Genomic DNA, 21,831 nt, shown 5'->3' with positions numbered 1-21,831 from the left:
CTCAAAATGGATCCTAAAGAAGAAGAAAAACTCATCCGTATCAGTGCACTCATTCTCCAAAAAATGCAGGGAACGCTAACAGGCGAAGATCGATTTTTTTTGGAGAGTTGGCTACAGGAATCCGAAAGGAACAAACAGATCTATCAACGTTGTCTTGATGAGAAGCTGCAGCGTGATGCTTATACGCGTCTACAGGATTTTGAAACGCGACGTAATTTTGAGTCATTAAAAGCTAAAATTTCCTTCCATACTTCAAAGAAAGGACCTGGGCTCCTGAAACGTCTATTGCCTTACGTTGCTGCCGCCAGTGTGCTGCTGGCTCTTTCTGTGGTTTGGTATTGGAATAAGGATAGCAACCGGCTGGTTGAAACGCAGCGGGAGGTTGTAAATGATCGGCTTCCAGCTTCCCATCAGGCTGTTATCACACTCTCGGACGGTAGGCAATATGCTTTGAATAAAGGCGAAAAACAAGTTGTTATCGATGGCGGCGGCATACGCTATGAAGACGGACATGAAGTTGCACCGATCAATGCTGCGGTGTCTGCCAGAATCGAAACCCCACGGGGTGGTATCTACGAAGTCACTCTGCCCGATGGAACCCTGGTTAAACTAAATGCCGGGACGACACTTTCTTATCCGACAGTATTCGCTAAAGATAAACGCGAGGTAACGCTCCGTGGAGAGGCTTATTTTGAAGTTGCAAAAAAGAAGGATCAGCCTTTTATAGTTCATACCAAAAACCAGCAAGTACAAGTACTTGGAACGCACTTCAATATCAATGCCTATCAGACATCGGTACCTACAAAGACCACTTTGTTAGAAGGTAAAGTAATGGTAACGACGCTGCTTGGAAGTCAAAAAGTAACCTTATTGCCCGGCGATCAGTCTGTCAACACAGGTACAGAGTTGACCAAACATCCGGTAAACGTACAACAAGAAATGGCTTGGGTATATGGCAAATTTAATTTTGACGGAAAATCACTTCGACAAGTGATGGATGAACTGTCCCAATGGTATGCCATAGATGTCGTGTATAAGGGCGATGTGCCTGATGTTTCCTTTTTCGGTGGAACATTCAGAACGAGCAAGTTATCAACTATCCTTAAAATATTAAAAGACCAGGATCTGTCGTACCATTTGACGGAAAATGGGAAACTCATTATTGAAAAAAATGATCCTAAAGCACAGAAAGGAGGGCAATAAAGAACGAAAAATTATACTTCACCAAACGATATGAATTAACAAATTGGACAGTGGATCCTTTCATCTAATCAGTGGATCCTGCAATCTAACCTAACTAAACTAACTAGAATTAATGAAATTAAGTTGTTTTTCACAAGCGACCAAACCCCTTTTATGGCTCGTTTTTGCTGTCTTACTCCAGCTGGGCCATAAGGTAAATGCGCAAACCGTTACCTATGCCGGGCACAATGTTCCACTGATGGATGTGCTGCAGGCGGTCAAACTTCAGACGAACTATGAGGTGCTCGGAGCCAAAAAGATATTGGAATCGGCAAAGTCAATTTCAATTAAAGCGGACAAAATGCCCCTTAAATTATTTCTTGATAAAATTTTAAGTCAGCAGGAAATCGGCTACACGATTGAATCAAAGACAATTTTTCTCGAAAGGAAAGCCAGTTCACGGAAATCCGAGCCCAAAAGCCTCCCCCAGGTAGAAAAACCATCCCAGAAGCAGATTCGTGGACAAGTCCTTGGGAAAGACCAAAAGCCGCTTTCCGACGTGAATATTTCACAGGTGGGCAATACCATCGCAGTGGTCGATAAAGATGGGCATTTTTCTTTTGTCGGTACTATGCAACCGCTTACATTCAGTAGGGTTGGCTATAAAAACTTCACGCTCGCTTTGGCCGAAAACAAGGATGAGTACAGTGTAGTGATGGAGGAAGAAGCGAATGCTCTTGAGCAGGTCGTTGTAACGGGGTACCAAGTGCTAAAAAAAGATTCCTACACAGGAACGGCGATTACGAAAAGTGGCGACGAGCTGCGACAGGTAAATCCGCAAAACGTCCTCCAAGCCATGCAGGTATTCGATCCATCGTTTAAATTGCTCGACAATAATCTTGCTGGATCCAATCCCAATGCCTTGCCGAATATCAATGTGCGCGGATCTTCATCTTTGCCTACTGGCGGGAACGAAGTGCTGCGGAGGGATAATATCACTACAACTATCAATATGCCGGCTTTTATATTAAACGGTTTCGAAGTGAGTGTACAGAAGGTTCTCGATCTGGATATGACCCGTATTGAAAGTGTCACGATCTTGAAAGACGCTGCTGCTACAGCCATATATGGCTCGAGAGCGGCCAATGGTGTGATGGTAATAACGACTAAGATGCCCAGGGACGGGAAATTGCAATTGACTTATACGCATGAGAGCAATATAAATATGCCGGATTTGACAGGATACGATGTATTGCATGCTGCTGATAAATTGGCCTATGAAAAACTGGCTGGGTTGTATGATGCAACAATTCAGCGCCAACCACAGGATGCATTGGATGAGCTGTATTATCAGAAACTAGCAAATGTGCTTGGCGGTGTTGACACCTATTGGCTGTCACAGCCAGTACGGACCGCGGTCGGACAAAAGCATGGTCTCTATCTAGAAGGTGGGTCGGAAAGTTTCCGCTATGGCGTAGACATGCGTTATCAGACCAGACCCGGTGTGATGAAGGGATCGGGAAGAAATCAATATTCGGGTGGGCTAAACTTTAGTTATAACCTAAAGGATAAATTTAGATTTCAGAATGAGCTTGCCGTAACCGTGGTAGACGGGCGTGAATCGCCCTATGGAAATTTTGCGGATTATGTAAGAATGAATCCTTACTACCGCATGACAGATGATCAGGGCAATATTATACAGGAGGCGGATGTATGGACAAGGGTTGCAAACTCAGGTAGTGCACAACGGGAATACGTCTTGAATCCACTCTATAATGCGACATTGAATAGCTTCAATAAATTGGGCTATACCGAACTGCTGAACAATTTTTCGGGGGATTTTGACCTGAGTAATGGGCTGCGTCTCCGGGGACAGGTAAGTTTGTTGAAACGTTTGAATACCGATGATAATTTCCGCTCGCCCTTAGCTAATGACTTTTATTTCTATCCTACGGCACAAACAGACGAAAAGGGTAGTTATACCAGTTATACAAACAATGAATTGTACTGGGATGCAAACATACGTCTCAATTGGATGCGTACGATTGATAGACATAGCTTCAATGTGGTGGGGGGAACCAATATACGGACAGAAAGCTATGACGAGCGTTCATTTCAAGCGATCGGATTTCCGAATGATCGGTTTACAAGTGTAGGATTTGCCAAGGGATATGCTGAGAATGCGAGCCCGTCGAGCAGTTTGGGTGCCTCCAGGTTGTTTGGAGCTTTTTTAAGTGCTAACTATTCCTATGATAATCGCTATCTGATGGATGCAACGGTCCGAATTGATGGCTCCTCAAAATTTGGGGCAAATAAGCGCACCGCACCATTTTGGTCGACTGGTATCGGCTGGAATATGCACAAGGAGAAATGGTTCGCCAACGATGTTGTCAGCCAGCTGCGGCTGCGTGCAACACTGGGGCTGACGGGATCTGTGCAGTTCGATCCTTACATGTCGCGGACAACCTATAGTTACGATAAAAGCAATTGGTACTCATCGGGGCTGGGAAGTATCGTGCGTAACTATGGCAATGAAAACCTGACCTGGCAAAAGACCCAAAGTACCGATGTTGGTCTTGATCTAGGCCTTTGGCACGATCGTCTGACCCTTTCGCCACGCTACTACCATAAGATAGCCCGTGATATCTTGGCTGATATTAACCTGGCACCTTCTACCGGATTTAGCTCTTATAAAGAAAACCTGGGGGACCTTGAAAATAAAGGATTTGAGCTCAATGCCAATTGGATTGCCCTTAAAAACGAAAAATGGACTCTGAGTCTATTGGCGAATTTGGTGCGGAACAGAAATAAAATCGTCCGTATTTCAAACGCATTGAAGAGCTACAACGAACGTGTCGACGAAGCTCAGCAGGGAACTGATTTAATGGCTGTTCCTTTGCTTCGTTATAAAGAAGGGCAATCCCTCGACGCTATCTATGCCGTTCCTTCTTTGGGTATCGATCCCGAGAATGGAAAGGAAGTTTTTATTAAAAAAGACGGGACGTTGTCGTATGACTGGGATGCAAGGGATATTGATGTCGTTGGGGTAGCTACACCAACAATGGAAGGATTTTTCGGAGGGACACTTCGCTATAAGCAATTTATGATGGTCGCTTATTTCCAAACGCGGATAGGAGGTAAAACCTATAACCAAACCTTGGTAGACCGTGTCGAAAATGCCGATCCACGCTACAATGTGGATAGCAGGGTTCTGGAGGAAAAATGGAAAAATCCTGGCGATGTTACCTTTTACAAAAGTATTCAGGATTTGGGACAGACAAGAGTGTCCTCGCGTTTTATTATGCCGGACAACTTATTTGCCCTACAGTCTCTTAATCTTTCTTATGATGCAGGGAAAGCGCTGTCGAAAAAATTGGCGCTGTCAAGCCTGCGTGTCGGCCTTGTTGCAAATGATATCTTTCGTTGGTCTTCGGTGAAAGTGGAACGTGGAATTACGTATCCATTTGCCCGAAGTGTGACTTTTACCCTACAGGCAGGATTATAAAAGATGGTAAATCCCATCCGAAGGATGGAAAAAATATGTACAGATGAAGAATTTAACTATAGTTTTAATACTGTTCACAGCCCTGAGTACGCTTTCTTGCTCCAAGTGGCTCGATATACAACCAGAAAGCGAAATTGACAAATCAGTTCTCTTCTCCACCGAAGATGGTTTCAAGGAAGCCCTGATTGGGGTATATACGCGTTGTGCAAAAGACGATCTCTATGGTAAGGAGCTAACCATTGGAACACCGGAGGTATTGGTCCAGAACTATGCATTATCAAGCAATGATCCGTTGCGTTATCAGCAGACAAAGTTGTTTAAATTTAATGACGGTAATTTTATTGGTCGAAAGGACAATATCTGGAAAGGTCTATACAATGGTATTGTTAATACCAATCTGATACTGGAGGAAATCGACCGTAAAAAACAATTGTTTACGGGAAGCAATTATCAATTGATCAAAGGTGAGTCGCTGGCTTTGAGAGCATATCTGCATTTTGATGCCTTGCGCCTATTTGGTCCGGCTCCGGTTGTAAATAACAAAATCGAAGCCATTCCATATGTAACGACCTATTCCAATAAGTCTACCAAATTGTCCACAGTGTCCCAACTATTGGATTCAGTAATCCGAGATCTGGAAGAAGCCAAAGAATTGCTGAAAGTTGACCCCATCCGCCTGAAATCCTATGTGGTTGGTTATCCCACTGTCGGTGACACGTTGAAAAATTCGGAGCTACAGGACAAGAGCCTCTTTTTACAGAATAGAAGGCACCGGCTTAACTATTATGCCGTGTGTGGACTGCTGGCACGCACCTATCTCTACAGCGGAGACAAAGTAAAGGCATTGCTGAACGCACGTGAAGTGATTGATGCCAAAAAATTTCCATGGACCAATGCCACTGATTTCCTTGCTGTCGATGCGGATAAAAAGGATCGGATTTTCTATAAAGAACTGTTGTTTGCCTGGTATATCCCGGCTATGAACAACACCTATAACAATGACTGGTTTCAGGACAACAACAGCGCGATCTATTTGGATCAGGATGAGGCAAAAACCATCTACGAGGTTGCAGGAGCCGGTGGCGGTGACATGCGCTATACACAATGGTTTGGAACAGTAAGCGTTGGAAATTCCTTTATATCATCTATTCACAAATATCGCCGGAATACGTTGGGTGACAGTTTTGCTGCCAATCTTCATTATTTGGTAGCTCCGGCGATCCGCTTGAGTGAAATCTACTATATCGCCGCCGAATGTAGCTACGAAACAGCACCCGCTCAGGCTGCAGCATGGCTTGACGAGGTCCGTGAACATCGAGGCATTGGTCAGAAAGTGGATATTTCGACAAACGCCAAACTCCGAACCGAACTACTGAAGGAATATCGGAAAGAAATGTTTGCCGAAGGACAATTGTTTTTCGCGTATAAACGGCTCAATGAACCAATTGTCGGACAGCAAGGCACTACAATTCCGGCCAGTCAACAAATTTATGTATGGCCGTTGCCGGATGATGAAATTATCTATGGACAACGGTAAATCGTAACCAAAATGAAAAAAGATACTTTATTACTTCTGCTATTGCTACTACCACTGCTGATGTTGTGTTCTTGCAAAAAGGCAGTTTTAGCGACCTACGACAGGTCGGCAAATGTTTATTTTGATTTGAGCGACGCTGATCGGGATAGCATTGTATATACTTTTGCCTACGATATGACCAAGGCGCAGGATACCATTTTTGTTCCTGTCAAAGTAATGGGATACCGTGACCAGCACACTCGGCATTTTGAGGCTTTCGTGGAAAAAGATTCATCAACGGCGCGTGCAGACCTGCACTATGATCCGTTGAAATCAGAATATCCATTGGAAAGTAATGCCGGTCGGGCCTTTATGCCTATCGTTGTGCATAATATAAGCGCGCTTGAAAGTCAATCTGTATCACTGCTCGTAAAACTTAAGGCTAGTGATGACTTTGGGGTTGAAAACCCAACACTGATACGGGCGCGAATTATTATTTCGGCCCAATTGGAACAGCCTGCCTGGTGGACCATGTGGCTCGATAATTATTCGCGGGTAAAACATCAGCTCTTCCTAATTGTCACCGAACAACGTTCGCTTTCGACGGTCGGGCTCGATGCACCCAAAAATCTCTACTTTGCAAATCTCTTGCTCATGATGCTCAACGATCCATTTAAATGGGTCAAGGATCATCCAGAAAAAAAATACGTGCTGAGCAGCAACGATAATGGACAGACCTACCAATTCTATCATGTGGACAATCCAAACCGAAGCATCTTATTAAGGAAAAATAGCGCTTCGGGTAAGTATTATTTTATAGATGAATCAGGAAAGGAAGTCAGATAGATGAAAAGAAATTTAAACAGATTGAGAGCAATACTATTTTTTGCTATTGTGCCTTTAACCCTATTGGCTTTCGAAAGCTGTTATAAGGACAAGGGAAATTATGCCATCGATATGCCTGATGGGCCGCAGATCACAGGGTTAGATACTTTGTATGAAGCATCGGTGGGGGACAGCCTTATTATAACCCCAAAAATTACCGGCATCGATGCGGCTTCAGTGAAATGTAACTGGCGAATCGATGTGCCAGAGGCACTCGTCCCCGAAGCTAACCACTACGAAGGTCCCGCGCTGCGTATCGTTTTCGGGCTTCAGGCCAAAAGATATACGGCGCGCCTTACGGTGACCAATACGGGCAATGGGATGAAATATTTCTATAATTTTAAGATCCAGGGAACGACAGCTTTTTCGCGTGGGTCACTTGTGTTATCTGTCGAAAACGGGGTTAGTAAACTCTCGTTTATAAAGCCCGATAATACTGTACAGCCCAATATTTATGAGGCGATCAACGGCGAACCATTACCGGTGGATCCTATGCATATCCATTACTTAAAAAACCAGTTTACGGGAAATACCCCCTTGGGTTACTGGATTATATCAAAACAGGCCGGCGTGCGGTTAGATGTAAACAATCTTGTTAAGGAGGCGGTAAAACCCGGTACCCTGCACGATAACTTTTTTTTGGCACCGTCAACGATTGCTGTGGGAAGTTTGTTCGCCCATCCTCAAGGGGTAATGATGGGGGTAATCAATGACAAATTTTATGGGGGAACTACAAACACCTGGGATCAATCGAACACCTACGGCATGTTTGGAACTTATGCGGATGGGGACTACGCGTTAGCACCAGAAGTAGTATTGACAACAGTAGACAATAATTATAGCGTAATCGCTTTCGAAAAAAATAAAAAGCAGTTTGTCCGAATCAATATTTACGGTAGCCCTATGTATTTTGGTACCCAGTATAGTCCCGTCAGTACTGAAATTTTTGATCCAACACAGGTAGGCATGGATCTGATCAAAATGGTGCAGATCAATAATACGGATACCTATGCTTATACGAAGGACGGGAGTGGTCATATTTATGAATTGAAGTTCAATGCAAATTTTAATGGACCATTTATGATCACCGCAATACATAAGAAGATCTTTATAAAACAAGAATGGATCAATGCGGAAACAAAGTTGGTGGCGACCCGAAATGGGTATATTTATGTGGCCTACAAAAATCAGGTATTTCGCTACAACCCGCTCAATCAGCAAGTCGATCTATTGAAAACAACCATCAAATCGGATATAAGCATGCTCAAATTAGAGGACGATGAGAATACCCTGATTGCTGGGGCAGAAGGAGCGCTGTATTATATGGATATCCGTGTTGGGAAAAATGGCGAGTTGCTCAAAACAATTGAGGGTCTTCCCGGAAATCCTGTGGATATGACCTGGCGTAACTAAAAGGAATAATATAAAAATTGAACCAAACAAAAAAATATGAAAAATTTAAAAATAGTTGCCTTAGCACTGGCATTTTTGCCTATGACATCCTTTGCGCAGCAAGCTAGCTTCCAGATCAAGGGAAGTGCACCAAAAGCTTTCAATGGCAAGAAAGTGTATCTGGATTATATAAGAGATGGATTTCCGGCATCGGATTCATCGGCTATCGTGGACGGCAGATTTAGTTTCAAAGGAACAGTAGAGGAGCCGTCTTACTCCAGGATGGTTTTTGATCAAGACAGTAAGGGGAAATTAGTCGCACAGAATATTGGCGACCGTTTATACTTCTATTTAGGCAATGAAACTTACAATATGACCATCAAGGATTCATTGCGTACTGCTGCCATAAAAGGGTCGCCGTTGCATAACGCCTATGTCGCTTATTTAAATGAAATTGGTGGTGGTTTCATGGATATCATTGATGCGGGGAATAAGGCCTTTGCGGCCGTAAAGCAAGATGCTCCCGATGCCAGCGAGCAGTATAAGGCTATTCATGAAAGGTTTGAGGCGCGTTTTGAAGCTCGCCGGGTAAAAGAGCTTGCATTTGCTGCCAAAAATCCCAATTCAATATTTGCGGTGGACGCCCTTATTGATGCGGCCAACAAACGAAAGCTCAGTGAGATCGAACCTTTGTTTTTGAAGCTGTCCAAAGAAGTGCGTCAAATGACCAATGCGCGACAGTTGGAAGCGCGTTTTCTAGCGGAGAGAAGTGTAAAAATCGGCAATAAGGCACCCGATTTTTCCCAGCCGGATACGGAAGGGAAAATGATCAAAGTATCCGATTTTAAAGGCCAGTATGTGCTTATCGACTTTTGGGCAAGCTGGTGTAGTCCTTGCCGTGCTGAAAACCCCAACTTATTAAAGGCCTATAACAAATACAAAAGTAAAGGATTGGAGGTCCTTGCAGTGTCGCTAGATGATACCAAAGGAAAAAATGCCTGGTTAAAAGCCATCAAAGATGATGGTTTGCCATGGATCCATGTCGCAGATCTAAAAGGCTGGAGCAATGAGGCTGCGGTATTGTATGGCGTACGTGCTGTACCACAAAATTATTTAGTGGATCCTAAAGGAAACATTGTCGCTATCAATATAAAAGGTGAACTGTTACACCAGGAGTTGGCCAAAATTTTTGGAAATTAATGATCGAGCGTTTTGTTATCTCTTTTAAAGATAACGAAGGAAATTATAAGAAAAGAACGGTTTAGTGATTCGGGCGGCTAGCTGCTTGTCATTCAAAGCTAGGGATTGACTCCCTAGCTTTTTTTATTTTTTTATTTTCGTCAGCAATTTAAGCATGCTTGCCGCATAATTTTTACCCAGCTGCCGGTATCCGGCAGGACTGAAGTGTAGTCCATCGCCGATACCCTGGCAACCCGCAGAAGAAATGATATGTGCAGTTGGGATAGTAGCGGGCAATGTTTGGATGATACTGTTCATGCTTGCGCATTTACCCCCTGCTTCGGCCGATAGGAGTTCACCAGCAAGTAGGGGTACATCTTCGGCTTTCAGGTGCAAATCGTGCAAGAGGTTTTCATAGACTTTTTTTACTTTATTGGGCCATTCGCGATCGCCGGTATTGGATTCCCCCTGGTGAAGTAAAATACCTTTGATAATACCTTTCTGCTGTGCCATCTTGGCCAGGACGACAAGCCTTTCATAAGGATTATTGTCATAAGCTGCAAGCATGGATTTCATCCATTCGGGTGCCTTTGCGACATAGCTTGACGTGCTATCTTGATCAAATAATTGAATATGGCAACCACCTACCGAAACATTGATGACTCCGATCTCGATATTTTTGGGAAGCTTTTCTACAAGCGTTCTGCCAAAATAATCTGCAGGTGTAAGGCCTGTGTGGCAACGCGTAAGTGGTGCCCGGGCAGGATACCACTTACCGTACTGCCGTCCCAATTCGGGGCAATCTACTGCCGCCAGCACATGAAACCGGCTGTTGGTGATGGTGTCCTGAGGTTCGAATTGTCCATGTCCCTCCATATTGGATTGTCCTAAACAAAGGTAGATATGGAAGTTCTTGTCTTGGGCACAAGCTGTTGTTCCGGTAAAACAACATACCAAGAAGATCAGTAGCAGCATTTTAAATTGTGTTTGTCGCATCGTGAAGCTTTTTATGTTTTTAAAATTAACCTATTTCGCGGTAAGTATGGCTTACCGCGAAAAGATAGTGTTTAGTTCATGGCAATAAATTTGAACTTAAATAATTGACAGGAGGTACCATAGTAATCCCAAAGCTGAAGATTGGAATTGCCGTCCATGGTACAGTTGGGTACATCCCAACCGCGTGTAGCATCTACCTTTGAGGTAATTTTGTAATAGCCATTGGCTACAGCAGTTACCTTCCAGGCCTGAGCATCATTGCTATAGTTCTGCCAAAGCCGGATGGCAGTTCCGAGCGCATTGCTATTACTCGTCAGATCAATGCAGCGATTGCTTGCACTTGCTTTTGAAACAAAGCGCCAGTATCCGTTACCGGCATCTATAGCGACCCAGCGCTGTGCATTTGCGCCATTTCTGGTCCACGGTCTGAGCACTGCACCGTTGGCATCTTCACCTGATTTTAAATCAAGTACCTTGTTGGCATCGGTCTGGAATTCGATTTCGTAAATGCCATTATTGACCAGACTAGTAACTGTACAGTTAGACATGGGGTAATTGGAGGCAGCATACTGCTGAAACCACTGTTTAGCGGGAGCAGCACAGGCTTCCCAATCATTGTTAAAAGCTGTCCCGGCGTTGGGATCCCCTTTGTGGAGCAGATCGTCGGGGGCGAGAAGGTTCCAGCTTACATTGCCGGACTGATCCACAATATATTTTAAATTTGCACCAAAACCGTTTCCGCCAGCGGTACCGGTTGATCCCGTACCAAATGTGCCATATCCCTGTGGAGCCCAGTCTGTCTCTGTAATGGCAATGGGTGCAATGTCTGCAATAGGTTTAACATTTGTATTCCAGGCATTTTGAAAAGCTTGATAGGTATTGACACCACCCCAATACCCGGGGTAGATATGTACTGCATAGCCAATGTTGCCACCCGTAATCGGATTATTGACATAGCCTTGATAATGGGACTGCCAGCCAGTTCCTGGTATCCAGCATACATTGTTGGCACCGTTATTACGAATGATATTGACCAAGGGCTGAAAGAAATTTTTCAACGCAGCAAAATGCTCGTTGCCGGTCGTCCCCCAGTTGCCATTTGTTCCCAGAATCTCAACGGGTTCGTTAGCCAATTCAAACATCACATTGTCTGCATTCTTTAGTGATGGGTGCTGCGATAGAAAAGTCCATACGGTCTTAAGATAGGTATGATAGGCATCATTGACTGCGATACGGTGTGGACATACGCCAGGAGGACGCAAGATCACATACATGCCCCGGCTGCGGGCATGGTTGATTAGTGGAATAATGACCTGATCAGTATAGGTAACCAAGCGATTATAGTTAAATCTTGAGATGTCGTCTTCAGGAATAGGAGCGCCTGGATCATTGGTCCAATACGGATCGATGTGCAGACGGATATAATTGAGATACCAACCGTCGGCCGCGCTGCTGAGTTTGTCAACGACTGCTTTATTGTAATTGAGCGCACCCTGAACATTGTAATTATCCCAGGTGCAGTAACCGGAGTTGGCACCATACTGGCAGCCATTGAACCAAGGGCTTGGCGTAATGGCTACCCCATGCAGGACAATATTATTGTCGCAGGGATCTTTGAGGTACTTGCCTCCGACATGTAGGGTCGGGGTTGGCCGCGGCCAGCTTGTAACGGCTTGCGCGGAAACATTGGATTTAAGACTTCTTTCGGATTCGCTGGTCAATGTTTTTTCTTCCAGCCGCGAGCAGCTGGAAAAAATAGCTAATAAAAAGATCAGCAATAACCACATGTTGTTTGTTCTCATAATTTACATATTTAAAGGGTGATTAATGATCTTATTTTTTAGCTAACAATGCCTCAGCAACCGCCTGATAGGCTGGCTTTCGAACGAATCCTTCGGTCCATAAACCGATGGGTTCCCCACGTCTCCAAAATGAATTCTCTTGGTCCGGACTGTCCAGTGGGCTCCATATGGTAATACCATATTGCTTATCCTTGGGAATGATCTCAAGATATTTTTCAATGACAAATTTGTACATGTCGGCCTGCTGCTGATACATTTCAGTCGTTGCATTGCTAGTCTTTATGCCATTTCCCAAACCAATATCGAGCTCAGACACTTTGATCAGCTTGCCGGTGGCGGCCAATAGGTTAAACATACTGACGATATTGTCTTTGCTTGTGTTGATGTCGATGTGCATCTGGGTACCGATCCCATCCACCTTGGCGCCTTTGCTTTCGATGTAGCTGACATACGCGATCAGTCCTTTACATTTATTGCCACTGCCTTCCAAACCATAGTCATTGATGAAAAGGAGGTCATTTGCATTGCCATATTTGCGGGCAAATTGGAAAGCTTTCACGGCATAATCTTTACCTAAGTAATCCTGCCAGTAGAACTCATCATCAGCCAGGTCGGTTTTTCCAACTCCTGTCTTCAAGGCATATTGATCGGGCCAGTCGGACATGGGCTCGTTGACCACATCCCAGGCTTTGATATAACCTTTGGTTTTTTCGAGCATGCCAGCAATAAACGTCTCAAGAGTTTTTGTGAGTATGGCGTCTTTCTCGGCAGGTGTTTTCTCAATCGTGCTACCTCCCGGGCTGCCATATCCTTCACCATTGGCGGACTGCGCTCGGGATGAATTATTTCCCCAACCGAACCAACCGTCAATATTGTTTTCAAAATCACTGTTGGCAATGAGGCTTGTTGAACTGCCAGTTTTTGTAAGCACAACCTTGTCGATGAAGATTGTTCCATCGTATTGGCCAAAATTGATAATAAAACGGTTACGCGCGGCAGTTGCAGTCACTTTAAGTTCGTATTCTTTGTAGCTTGTCGTTAATGCTAATGAGCCCATGTTGTCGCCGGTGTAATTGGCGGTGGTCTGCAGATCGATGTCAATGTTGCCCGCTTTATTGCCTCGTGCGACAATCTTCAATACATATTCTTTACCCACTTCCGTCGGGTTGATATCATAGGCGGTCTGTGCTTCCCAGGCATTGACAACAGAGGGGTTACTCATTTTTAAAGCGTGCCCCGCCAGGGCTGGACCTCCCGAACCTGGTATCACCACAGGGGCAATTAACTTATTGAGATAGGCCGCATTCTGTCCCGAGTGCCAGCAAAGGGTATGGCCATATAGCGCCATGTTGTTTTCCTGTGCGGCTGTGATAAGCTGTTCGACCCGTGATAGATTGAGACTTCCGTCGGCCTGCACAATGGAGCCATGTTTCATTTCATAGCCCATGACCATTTCTTCAAAATTTCGGTTAGCTAAGCGGTAAAGGATTCCTTTGTTAAAATAATCGTTCATATTGAGCGCAACACCGAGCTTAAATCCGGGGTTGCCTTGCTTATCCAGATAACTTTTTAATGGGTTGTAAGCATTGATATCTTCCTGCGTCAGTACTTTCTCCGGTTTATCGACGGCGTAATCCAGTGGCTGATATTTGGAACAGGAACTCCAGGCGGTGCCGAGCGAAAGTAGGATGACGATAGTTTTATTGATTTTTTTCATCGTTGTTCGTTATAGAATTGATACTACTTTTTGATGGGTGTAAATGTTTCCATTTTTACAGATCTGTCCCGCATCACGAGGGTATCCTTGCTGGTGACACTCATTTGTGTCATATCGATCGTGTAGGAAAGATAAAGTGCATCTCTGTCTGTATTACCCCAGCTGTTTTTTTCGCCCCGTTTGACAAACTTACCGGTTCCTGTAGCGGAGATGCCAGCACTTGCCGAGCTAATGCTACAATTGTTGTCGTCATCAAAAGTTAAGTTCAGATTGACATTGATATTGACATCATCAGTTCCTTTAAAAGAAAGGGGTAAGATCGATTTCTTTAGCGCTGCCGTCGTGACGCTTTTGACTTCGTCTTTTTCTACGTAGGCCTGATGTCTGACGATATTTTTTGTCAAGCTATTATTGGCACCTTTGCCGACAATTTGGTCGGTACCCCGACGCAGGTAATTGCCGTGCCAGGGATTGATATATTTGAGTGCATAAAAGATAAAATCTTTTGGTGCGACATCCCAATCGGATACAATAGCCCTATTGGCAGTCTGTAGCGAAGTTTTACCGGAGAGGATGGAATCGGCGTTAACCACTTTTGTCATCCTTAGAGGAAGTACGTAATAGGTTTCCAAGGATTTTGGGTCGGCAAAAAATGCGTCAGTCAGTTGCACTTCAACACCGGCTGTGAGACTACCACTTGGGATGTTAATTTGATTGCTGCCAAGCTGGTAGTAATTGTTGGGCAATGCGGAAACTGCCTGGCCGTTTGGATAGCTAAGGCCATTCGTAAGGCTGTTGTCGACAACAAAATCGATACGGATGTCTTTTGCATTGTTGTATACTCCTCCAGTGGTTGCCATGACTTTCACCTTATGCTGGTTGTCGAGACTGTTGTCAAAAATGTCTTCGCCTAGGGTTACCGTTCTGACTGGTGTCTGATAGGCGAAGTATACCGATTGAAATTCGAAATCTGGGAACTCCCAGTCGTTATTTTTGCAAGACGCCAGGCTTACCAAAGCCATGGCGTAAAGAAGATTGATCTTTTTCATTATGCGTGTATTAATGTTAATTCCATCCCGTATTCTGTACAAGATTGCTGTATTTGAGTACTTCACTGTACGGGATCGGACCGTAGTACATAAAGTTTTCATAAAGCCTATTCTCTACCGGAATCTCGGTATAGCTGTTGTTGCTTATACTGACTCCTTTTGCAGCAACGTTGATATCCAACTTCCAGCGACGCAGGTCCCAAAACCGAAACCCTTCAAAACAAAGTTCTAGTCTCCGCTCATTGCGGATTAGCTGCCGCATTTGCTCTTTGTTGTTTTTTACCTGTTCTAGGTAAGGATCGCCATTGTTGGCTCCTACACCCGCCCGTCTGCGAATAGCCTTGATGATGTCGTAGGCCGAGAAGGTAAAAGTACCCATGCCAGTAGGCCCCCAGGCCTCATTTGCGGCTTCGGCATAGGCCAGATACATTTCTGTCATCCGTATACGTGTATTGAAATGCATTTGTTGTGTAGAAGATGAAGGGTTGAGGTTTACATCCTGGCGCAGCAGCTTTTTCAGGTAATAGCCCGTCCGAGTAGATGTCTCGACCTTATTTAACCCATCGTTTGTTGGACTATTGGCAGCGGTATTGATAGCCGTGTTGCTTACGCCTGCTGTGGCACCATTGACAATAATGTAAGTCTTCAATCGGGGATCCCGCTTGTCGTACGGATTGGTTTTATTGTAAGCCGAATTGGCATCGTCAATGGGATAGCCATTTTCCATGGGAAAGGCATCGACCAGATTCTGTGTTGGATTGAGACGTCCTCTGCCAAACAATGTTGGCGGAAAATGGTCCTGTTCCATGCTGTTGCTATTTCCTTTGTCGGTGCGCCAAAGTATTTCGGCCGGATTGGATCCGGAGGTTAAGCCATCGACCACATCTTTATTGTACCAGGTGAATCCTTTAGGATCAATACCACTTGGTCCGCCTTTGGCCTGGATGACCTGCCCCGCATAGGTGGCGGCTTGCTCCCAGGTTGTTTTGCTGCCCTCGCTGTATGCCGGACTTGCCGCCATTAACGCTGCTCGGGCACGAATTGCCTGCGCGATGCGCTTGGTCATGCGGAGTTTGAAATAGGCTCCAAATACACGGTTGTAGTCGTCTTTATTGATTGTGCCTGCGTATTTGACCGGAACTTGACTGTCTGCACCGATGTCCTCGTAATCCATAGGCAACAGGTCTTCTGCTTTTTTGATGTCATCGTAAAGTTGCTGCATGCAGGCTTCGAACGGTGCACGACTGTGGTTAAAATCCGAATTGACATCTTCGGGAGTCAGCAGGATAGGCACACCAAGTATCTCACCGGTACTCGACTTTCCGGCATGGGATTGCAACAGGTGAAACATAAATAGTGCCCGGAGACCATAAGCTTCACCTTTCATGCGATCGTTAAACATCGTACTGACCTTGGGATCCAAGGCCCATTCTACTTTATCACTTAGGGATAAAAAATTGTTGAGGTACTGTATGGCTGCATAGCTATTGCGCCATTGGTCGAAAGGATTGTTGATGCTTGTCCATTGTCCGGTTGCTGTTTTAAGGTAAGTATTGCTTTTATCGTTGCTCACAGCATTGTCTGTGGCGACATCATCAAAGCTATAGCTATTAGCCGGAACCCGGTTGTATCCATTTAAAAGTAGCCCTTGTGCGTAAAGGGGGCGACTATTGGCTGTTTCAATTTCAAGATTATTTTCAAGAGCCGGCTCAAACATATCTTCACAGGAAGAAAATAGTAAGCTGCTTAGGATGGCTATGGTTAGTATTCTTTTCATCATTCTCGTCTTAGATAGTAAAGATTAAAATAGTGCCTTCAGTCCGATGTTGAAAAAACGCATTTGTGGTGCTTGTCCAATATTCAATTGCATCGTTTCCTTTTCTTTGGCGATGGTTAGTAGGTTGGATCCCGTGGCATAAATACCCAGTTCGTGTATAAACTTAGCATTGAATAGACGCTTTGGGAAATCGTAAGACAGCTGCACTTTGGATAGGTTGATGCGATCGGTCTTATAGAGCCAAAAGTCTGAGCTTCGAAAGTTGTTGTCACTGTTAAAGGTGGTAAGGCGCGGATAAGTTGCGGTCTCCTTGGTCGATTCTGTCCAGCGGTCACGTACGACCACTGAATATTTATCTTCCGCATCTACCCAAAAGTAAGAACTGTTTTTCATCGCTTTGGCTCCGAACTGTCCCGTTGCCGCGGCAAATAATGTGAAATTATTCCATTTGACTGTCAGGTTGCAACCTAATGTCAGTGGGGCACCGGCCCATCCGCCTTTGCCTAAGTATACTTCGTCGCGGGTATCGATGGTACCATCACCATTCTGATCTTTATACTTGATATCTCCAGGCTTGACTTCTCCAAATGTTGAAAAGGCAGCTTGGTCAATTTCACTTTGACTGTTATAAAAACCATCATGCTGTAAGCCCCAGATGGCGTCTAGTGGTTTTCCGGCTCTGTTTTGGTAAGCAAATTCATAGAGTTCGTCCCTTTTTACCGCCTTGGTCGTATAGTACATCCCGTTGAAACCCAGTGATACGAAGGTTTTGTTGATCTGTTTGTTCAGGTTGATGCCAAAGTCGACACCCCGGCGTTCGTCGTAGTTAAAATTGACATAGGGAAGGTCAGAATAAACCGGCCAGTAAGTCATAAAATACATTGGGTACTGTGTTGCCGCCTGTACCAACCCGCCGCTCATCCGATTAACAAAGTAGGACGTATTAAAGGTGATCAGGTTGTTGTAGAGCCCACCTTCGAGGTTGATATTAAATTCCTTGCGTTTCGGGAATTTCATGTTGGGGTTGTCACCCCTGCGTCTGTCAAAGGTATGGACGAGGTCACCGTCGCGCCAGCTATACCATGCTGCGTCGTTATAGGTATAATACCCCTGATAGAGGTAATAGTCGCTAATATCCAGATCCGTGTTTAATATACCTGCCGAGGCGGATAATCTTAACTCATTGACGACTTTGCTGTCGACCAAAAAATTTTCTTTAGATAGACGCCAGGCGAGCGCTAAAGTAGGAGATAGGGCTCTTCTATTCCCTTGTGGTAATTTGGCGGAATGACTGTAAGCACTGCTAAAGTCAACATAATATTTGCTTGAATAATTGTAGCCCAACTGCAGCCCTAGGTTGGCATTGCTGGTTTTGTGGTAGCTGCCGGAGGCAGCGATCTGGAACGCATTGGCCAATAGGATTGCCGATACATGGTGGTCATTACCGTAGGTACGGTTAAAGTTTAGGGACCCATTGAGACCGATGGTCTGTCTATAGGTACTGCCACTGATATTTTGGATGCCTGAAATACGGTCGTCACCATATTTTGTGAGGCTACTGATAAGGTCTTTTCCATCATAGTTGTTCCACGATGCCTGATAAACAGCATAATTGTTGTTATAGGATTGGTTGTAATTTGACTGATAATCCACAGCCAGGTTGGTTTTGAAAACCAGACCTTCCAAGATGTTTTTTAGATCAAAATTTAAACCCGTATTAAATTGAAACTGCCGATTTAGATAGCGGTTTGTGCCGCCGGCATAAACGTTTGCAAAGGCATTGGTTTGATCCAGCTGACTTCCCCCAAGGAGATATTTGCCATCGATGAGAAAATTGCTGTTGTTGACATACACCATCGAGTTGACGTCACCTTCTTCGATCATATCAATAGGAATGAGTGGAGAGAAGCGATGTGGCCGCACGGTTGCCGCTGCACCCCAGTAGTCCGCATTTACCCCTTTGGAAATATAAAAACTGGCTGCTGCATCGACGTTCAGGGAGATCAGATCATTGACTTTCACATCGATGTTACCGCGCATATTGAATCTATTGGCGCCACCATTTTTTTTCGCCTGTCCAAAATTGAGGAGGGACCCTTCAGACCAAAATCCAAAGTTGGTATAATATTGTGCACGTTGATTGCCTCCCGAGATTTCAGCGGTGGCATCGTAGCGATTGTAGTGATCTTTGATATAGTCCGATGAATAGTAATCCACGTTGGGATAACGGTAAGGATTTGTTCCGGCTGCATGTTGGTAGATTGTTTCGGCACTATAGAGTGGTGATAATCCATCATTTTGTCGAGCTTCGTTATACAATGTCATATATTCTGCGGAGCCAAGATATTGCGGATAGCTCATAGCCGCATTGATACCGCTATTGGCTCTAATTTTTATCTGTTGACTTCCGGATTTTCCGCGTTTTGTCGTGATGCTAATTACGCCTTTGGCTGCTCGGCTACCATAAAGAGCGATGGCATTGGCGCCTTTCAATACACTGACCTGATCGATTTCTGTTGGCATAACGTTATTGGCATCACGCGGAAATCCGTCCACTAATACCAAATAACCACCCATACCCCAAATATTACCGTTGTATCCCGGAATAAAGGCATCTAGATTTTCCAGACTGTTGGTGTTGTAACTCTTGTCGAGCAATTGTGGAACATTGATGGATTGTACATTGCCCATGAGGTCCTTCTTCTGAACTTTTCGGAAAGCGACCTGTACAAGTGTCGTACTATCGGTGCCAATACTGTCCGGACCAACAAATGTCGAGCGCTCCGGAAAAATATTTTTATGTTGTCTAATGGTTGGATTAAGTGATTCTTTCGCCATTCCTTCAGCGGTAGCTATCCAACTTAATCCAAGACATAGTGCTATTCTTAATTTTTTGTACTTCATTTTTTAAATGATTAAATGAAAAACTTGTTACCAGCCTGGGTTCTGATAGAACTCGGGATACATGTTGACATCTCTGACCTTTAGGGGCAACCAGTAATGTTTGCTTGTAAACTTCCGTTCCAAAAGCACATTTTCTTTAATGTTGACGACGCGGTTTTGGGATGGATCTACGGTGTTGAAGGTTCCTGCCCGATCAAAAACAACCGATTTTTTTAAGGTGTAAGGTGATTCGGTCAACAGCAACCAGCGTCGAAGATCATTAAAACGATGACCTTCAAAAGCGAGCTCCACAGCTCGTTCCCGCCGTAATTCAGGTAACAATGCGTTAGCCGAACCTAGAAATTTGGCATCTACATGACCCACGCCAGCCCGATCCCGAACGATATTGATCGCATCAACTGCTGTTTTACCGTAATTGTCCGCTTTGCCTGTAGCTGAGTTGGAAGCCATCATGGCGGATTCGGCGTACATCAGATAGACATCAGATAAACGCATATAGGGCACGTAAATATGAAGATTGGATCCATAATTATAGGCTTGATCATATTTGTTGGCTGTTATAGGGACAAATTTACGTAACACGTAGCCTGTCTGGCTGCCAGACTGGATATCTCGATAGCTTCCATTACTGTAAAGGTTAGCGTATCGATTTTTTTCGTCCTGTGTATTTCCTTGGACGACTTTTGTTCCATCGAAAATGATATCCTTATAAAAGCGTGGGTCGCGATCTTTCCAAGGGTATTCGGCATTGTAACCTGATTCTGCGTCAGACTGGGTAATGTCTTTGATCGGTAAACCGTTTTTCATGCCATAGTAGTCGACATAATTGGCTGTTGGAATAAACTTCAATGCGTCTCCGTCGGAGACGACCAGCGGAATGTACTGTTTACTGGTACCATAATTCGATACCCATGCGTCAATGTAGGGCCCTCTAAATATAGCTTCTGTACTGCCAGGCATGGCCCAATTTTGGCCTGTTGTGTAAAAATTCAAGTGAATATTGGCCATAGGAACAAGGGCGTAATTTGTCTGTCCGCTTTCGACAAGTGAAAGTAGTTCACCAAAGGCTTGGGCTGCTTTTTTACAATAGTCAGTATGATAGGTTTTATTCCCGGTAGACTGAAAATTCATCAAAGGGCTTCCCGCCCAAAGATAATTTTTGCCAAGATAAGCAAGGGCCATGATTTTGTTGATGCGCAATTGATTTTTACCCAGGGTACGTTTTCCGGCAGTGGTATTGTCCCAGTCGATCGGCAATAGATTGGCCGCTTCTCTAAAATCGGCCGCAGCAAGATCCGCACAGGCATGGTAGCTCAATCTTGGCAACCGCAGCTTTTCGTCACTTGGAAGTACATAATTGATGTACGGCATCCCGCCAAAATATTCCATCAATCGGTGGTGAAACCAACCTCGGAAAAATAACAATTGCCCCTTGATCAGGTTCTTTTCTTCGGAGGTGGCTTCGGTTAATTTGTCGATATTTTCTAGTCCGAGACTGACTTTTCGCAGGCCAAACCAGGCCGCGCTCCATAAATCGCGGAAGGCACGGTTGGCAAATACATCCCCATTGATGGTGGTAAAATCACCCTGATCCATCCAGCCGGAGCCCCAGCCGTCGGATTCTCTTTGCCAACCCCAAAAATTACCATTGTCGATTTTGTGAACGAAATGATAATTGCCAGCCGTTGAGGTCATTTCATCTTCACCCCAGTTCCACGAGTTGGTCCAGTAGTTGTTGCTGAAGTTGACAACACAGCTGTATAACTCTTCTGTATAACCTTGAAAGTTAATAAAGTTTTTAAATGCTTCTTTGGAGGACACATTGGACTGTTCTTCTTTATCCAGGTATTTTTTACACGAGAGTAGGGATGTTGAAGACCAGATCACAGTAGATATAAAGATTACCTTGAAATACTTTTTCATAGTG

At 44.5% G+C, this 21,831-nt stretch carries 13 protein-coding genes; 6 read left to right on the top strand and 7 right to left on the bottom strand.

The window, feature by feature from the left end:
* The first annotated feature begins 6 nt into the window (after positions 1-6).
* From GVK91_RS08505 to GVK91_RS08480, 6 genes are all read left to right on the top strand, one after another.
* Positions 7-1,203, top strand: coding sequence for a FecR family protein (locus tag GVK91_RS08505; RefSeq protein ID WP_159727896.1), 1,197 nt, complete (start codon positions 7-9; stop codon positions 1,201-1,203).
* A 112-nt stretch (positions 1,204-1,315) separates the two neighbouring features.
* The gene (locus GVK91_RS08500) at positions 1,316-4,687 is read left to right on the top strand and encodes a SusC/RagA family TonB-linked outer membrane protein (RefSeq protein ID WP_159727894.1); all 3,372 of its coding nucleotides are present in this window, start codon (positions 1,316-1,318) and stop codon (positions 4,685-4,687) included.
* Positions 4,688-4,730: 43 nt separating this feature from the next.
* Positions 4,731-6,224 (top strand): RagB/SusD family nutrient uptake outer membrane protein, encoded by a 1,494-nt coding sequence (locus GVK91_RS08495; protein WP_120332417.1) that lies wholly within the window; start codon positions 4,731-4,733, stop codon positions 6,222-6,224.
* A 12-nt stretch (positions 6,225-6,236) separates the two neighbouring features.
* On the top strand, positions 6,237-7,049 hold the full coding sequence (locus GVK91_RS08490; RefSeq protein WP_153846247.1) for a DUF4843 domain-containing protein: 813 nt from the start codon (positions 6,237-6,239) through the stop codon (positions 7,047-7,049).
* Positions 7,050-8,501 carry a PKD-like family lipoprotein gene (locus GVK91_RS08485; protein ID WP_153846246.1) on the top strand — a complete coding sequence of 484 codons (1,452 nt, stop codon included), beginning with the start codon at positions 7,050-7,052 and terminating at the stop codon, positions 8,499-8,501.
* 36 nt (positions 8,502-8,537) lie between these two features.
* Positions 8,538-9,680, top strand: coding sequence for a TlpA disulfide reductase family protein (locus GVK91_RS08480; RefSeq protein WP_153846245.1), 1,143 nt, complete (start codon positions 8,538-8,540; stop codon positions 9,678-9,680).
* A gap of 123 nt (positions 9,681-9,803) precedes the next feature.
* On the opposite strand, the gene GVK91_RS08475 is transcribed toward GVK91_RS08480, so the two are convergent.
* The 7 genes from GVK91_RS08475 to GVK91_RS08445 form a co-directional block, all read right to left on the bottom strand.
* Positions 9,804-10,655, bottom strand: a complete 852-nt coding sequence (locus GVK91_RS08475; RefSeq protein WP_159727892.1) for a sialate O-acetylesterase — start codon at positions 10,653-10,655, stop codon at positions 9,804-9,806.
* A 71-nt stretch (positions 10,656-10,726) separates the two neighbouring features.
* On the bottom strand, positions 10,727-12,457 hold the full coding sequence (locus tag GVK91_RS08470; RefSeq protein ID WP_159727890.1) for an RICIN domain-containing protein: 1,731 nt from the start codon (positions 12,455-12,457) through the stop codon (positions 10,727-10,729).
* 31 nt (positions 12,458-12,488) lie between these two features.
* On the bottom strand, positions 12,489-14,174 hold the full coding sequence (locus tag GVK91_RS08465; RefSeq protein WP_153846242.1) for an endo-1,4-beta-xylanase: 1,686 nt from the start codon (positions 14,172-14,174) through the stop codon (positions 12,489-12,491).
* Positions 14,175-14,197: 23 nt separating this feature from the next.
* Positions 14,198-15,223, bottom strand: coding sequence for a DUF5627 domain-containing protein (locus tag GVK91_RS08460; protein ID WP_153846241.1), 1,026 nt, complete (start codon positions 15,221-15,223; stop codon positions 14,198-14,200).
* A 16-nt stretch (positions 15,224-15,239) separates the two neighbouring features.
* On the bottom strand, positions 15,240-17,003 hold the full coding sequence (locus GVK91_RS08455) for a RagB/SusD family nutrient uptake outer membrane protein (protein ID WP_227550197.1): 1,764 nt from the start codon (positions 17,001-17,003) through the stop codon (positions 15,240-15,242).
* Positions 17,004-17,024: 21 nt separating this feature from the next.
* Positions 17,025-19,904, bottom strand: coding sequence for a SusC/RagA family TonB-linked outer membrane protein (locus GVK91_RS08450; protein ID WP_159727888.1), 2,880 nt, complete (start codon positions 19,902-19,904; stop codon positions 17,025-17,027).
* 27 nt (positions 19,905-19,931) lie between these two features.
* Positions 19,932-21,827: a RagB/SusD family nutrient uptake outer membrane protein gene (locus GVK91_RS08445; RefSeq protein ID WP_120332425.1), complete on the bottom strand. Its 1,896-nt coding sequence runs from the start codon at positions 21,825-21,827 to the stop codon at positions 19,932-19,934.
* Between the last annotated feature and the right edge of the window lie 4 nt (positions 21,828-21,831).

This window comes from Sphingobacterium sp. 18053 (assembly GCF_902706145.1).
Taxonomy (GTDB): domain Bacteria; phylum Bacteroidota; class Bacteroidia; order Sphingobacteriales; family Sphingobacteriaceae; genus Sphingobacterium; species Sphingobacterium paramultivorum.
Note: the sequence above shows the minus strand (reverse complement) of the source record. Positions and strands in the feature narration are given on the sequence as shown.